The sequence below is a fragment of the Pseudomonas sp. MF7453 genome, from assembly GCF_016405455.1.
Classification (GTDB): Bacteria; Pseudomonadota; Gammaproteobacteria; order Pseudomonadales; family Pseudomonadaceae; genus Aquipseudomonas; species Aquipseudomonas paralactis.
This window is the reverse complement of sequence record NZ_JAEKCN010000042.1, coordinates 1-3,277: the sequence shown is the minus strand read 5'-3', so window position 1 is coordinate 3,277 and position 3,277 is coordinate 1. Positions and strand designations below refer to the sequence as shown.

Genomic DNA, 3,277 nt, shown 5'->3' with positions numbered 1-3,277 from the left:
TGCCCAGGTGGTGAAATTGGTAGACACGCCAGCTTCAGGTGCTGGTGATCGCAAGGTCGTGGAAGTTCGAGTCTTCTCCTGGGCACCAAATTCAGATCAAACCCGCGAAAGCGGGTTTTTTCGTTTCAGACCTTTGATTTTTAACGGAAAAATTGATTTATATTTTTCGAATCAGGGGTTTACAGATCAAAAAGCCCGCCGTATAGTTCGCCCCATCAACAGCGGCAACGTTGTTAGATAATGCCCAGGTGGTGAAATTGGTAGACACGCCAGCTTCAGGTGCTGGTGATCGCAAGGTCGTGGAAGTTCGAGTCTTCTCCTGGGCACCAAATTCAGATCAAACCCGCGAAAGCGGGTTTTTTCGTTTCTGGCGTTTGAAAATCTCGCCAGTGATTTCCCCCTCATCCGCACTTGAGAAGTTTTATCGTTTATCCTTGCAATGATTTGTTGCATATAGCGAGGAACACTTCGGATGATGATCCGCGATAACCGTCTCAAGACATCTCTTCTGCGCGGCCTGAGCCTCACCCTGCTCGGCCTGACCCTGCTCTCGCCCGCCGCCTACTCCGCCGACAAGATCGCCCTGACCTTGTACAACGGCCAACACAAGGAAGTCGGCGATGAACTCGCCAAAGCCTTTGAAGCCAAGACCGGCATTCACGTCAACGTGCGCAAAGGCAGCAGCAATCAGCTGGCCAGCCAGGTGGTCGAGGAAGGTGACCGCTCCCCCGCCGACGTGATCTATACCGAAGAGTCGCCACCGCTGAACAAACTCGGCGAGCAAGGCTTGTTGGCAAAAATTGATGCCAGCACCCTGGACGTGCTGCCCAAGGATTACGTTGGCCGCAACGGCGACTGGATGGGCGTGACTGCACGCACCCGTGTCGTGGCGTTCAACCCAAAACTGATTGCTGAAAAGGACCTGCCCAAATCCGTCCTGGATTTCGCCGGCCCCGAGTGGCAAGGCAAGGTCGGCTTCGTGCCCACCAGCGGCGCCTTCCAGGAACAAGCGGTGGCGATCATCAAGCTGCACGGTCGCGAAGCTGCCGAAGAGTGGCTGACCGGCTTGCGTGCCTTCGGCAAGGTGTACAGCAACAATATGGTCGCCCTCAAGGCCGTGGAAAACGGCGAAGTGGCCACCGTGCTGGTGAACAACTACTACTGGTTTGCCCTGAAAAAGGAAAAAACCAACCTGGACTCCCAACTGCATTACTTCACCGATGGCGATGCCGGCGGCCTGATCACCGTATCTTCCGCTGCCGCACTCAAATCCAGCAAACATCCCAAAGAAGCTCAGCAACTGCTGGCATTCATGGCCAGTGAAGAAGGCCAGCGCGTGATCACCAACACCTCGGCCGAATACCCGCTGCGCAAGGGCATGGAATCGAACCGTGGCCTCAAGCCATTTAGCGAGCTGCAGCCACCGAAGGTCACCCCCGCAGACCTGGGTAACGCCGAAGAAGCCCTGGAACTGGAACGTGACGTTGGCCTGAACTGATGAACCCCTCGCTCTCCGTCGCGGGGTTCACCCCCCGTCGCAAACGCCCGTCGATCTGGCTGCTGCTGCCCGTGCTGCTGCTGGTTGGCCTGAGCCTGTTGCCGCTCGCCTATGTCGGGCTCAAAGCCTGGCAGGCGGGCTGGACGGAGGCGGTGCATCTACTGTGGCGGCCTTATGTGTTCGGGCTGCTGCGCAACACCCTGGCGCTGATGGTCGGCGTGACCCTGAGCTGCGGCGTGATCGGCCTGTCCCTGGCCTGGCTGCTGGAACGCAGCAACCTGCCGGGGCGACGCATCTGGGGCGTGATCCTGTGCCTGCCGTTTGCGGTGCCGGCGTTTGTCAGCAGCTTTACCTGGGTATCGCTGAGCGCACAGCTCGAGGGCCTCGGCGGTGCGATCCTGGTGATGAGCCTGTCCAAATACCCGCTGGTGTTTCTGCCGGTGGCGGCAACGCTGCGCAATCTTGACCCTTCCCTGGAAGAGTCGGCCCGCACTTTGGGGCACAACCGCTGGGGCGTGTTCTTTCGCATCACACTCCCGCTGCTGTGGCCATCGCTGCTGGCCGGCTCACTATTGATCGCACTGCACATGCTGGTGGAATTCGGCGCGCTGTCGATCATCGGGTTGCAGACCTTCACCACTGCGATCTATCAGCAGTTCGAACTGGAATTCAGCAATGCCAATGCCGCGATGCTCTCGGCAGTGCTGCTGGTGATGTGCCTGACCCTGCTGTGGCTGGAGCTGCGTGTACGCGGCAAAGGCCGGCACGTGCGCATCGGCCAGGGCGCGGCGCGACACGCCGAGCAGGTTCGACTGGGCAAATGGGCACCATTGGGCCAGGTGTATTGCCTGGCGCTGGCGATCATCGGCAGCGGCATTCCGCTGGGGATGCTCGGGTATTGGTTGGCAGTCGGTTCGTCGGCAGCGTTTCCGATGGCCGAGATCGGTGAGGCGCTGCTGTCATCCCTGGCGCTCTCGCTGGGCGGCGCCGCACTGTGCCTGGTACTGGCAGTGCCGGTTGGATTGCTGGTGGTGCGCTACAAAGGCCAACTGGCAATCTGGGCCGAACGCTTGCCGTATCTACTGCATGCCCTGCCCGGCCTGGTGATTGCGCTGACCCTGGTGTATTTCGCCCTGCATTACGTGCCGGCGCTGTACCAAACCTCGGCGTTGTTGCTGATTGCTTATGCGCTGCTGTTTTTGCCGTTGGCACAGGCACCGATTCGTACAGCGCTGAACAAAGCGGCGCCACAATTGGAAGAGGCGGCGCGCACGTTAGGCGCATCGTCGTTCAGTGCGTTTTGCCGGGTGACGTTGCCAATTATCTTTCCGGCGCTGGGGGCGGCGTTTGCCTTGGTGTTCCTGGATGCGATGAAGGAACTGACAGCCACGCTGCTGCTGAGCCCGACGGGGTTGAATACCTTGGCGACGGCCGTCTGGGCGCATACCTCGAATGTGGAATTTGCGGCGGCGGCGCCGTATGCAGCGTTGTTGATTCTGGTGTCGGGGTTGCCGGTGTATCTGCTTACGACGCGGATGTATTTGAGCCGCTGAAACAGCTATCGCAGGCAAGCCAGCTCCCACAGTTGACCGCGCTCCAACTTTGGAATGCAGTTGAATGTGGGAGCTGGCTTGCCTGCGATGAGGCCAGTCCAGGCAACCTCAAGCCCGGAACTGCCCCAGGCTCGCCTTCAACTGCGCCGCCAACCCATCCAGCACCTTCCCACTGGCCGTCGTCTCCACCACCGCCTGCGCGGCACGCTCGGCCTGGGCATGGATC

Annotated in this window: 2 protein-coding genes and 2 tRNA genes; all 4 read left to right on the top strand. The window is 59.8% G+C overall.

The genetic code is table 11. From position 1 onward, the window contains the following. Nucleotide 1: 1 nt before the first annotated feature. Nucleotides 2-88, top strand: a tRNA-Leu gene (locus JFT63_RS29265). Between the two features lie 154 nt (nt 89-242). After that, nucleotides 243-329 (top strand) — tRNA-Leu (locus tag JFT63_RS29260). Nucleotides 330-472: 143 nt separating this feature from the next. Further along, on the top strand, nt 473-1,498 hold the full coding sequence (locus JFT63_RS29255) for an iron ABC transporter substrate-binding protein (RefSeq protein ID WP_057702592.1): 1,026 nt from the start codon (nt 473-475) through the stop codon (nt 1,496-1,498). After that, nucleotides 1,498-3,051 (top strand): ABC transporter permease, encoded by a 1,554-nt coding sequence (locus JFT63_RS29250; RefSeq protein WP_057702591.1) that lies wholly within the window; start codon nt 1,498-1,500, stop codon nt 3,049-3,051. Before JFT63_RS29255 ends, JFT63_RS29250 begins: the two co-directional genes overlap by 1 nt. Nucleotides 3,052-3,277: the final 226 nt, after the last annotated feature.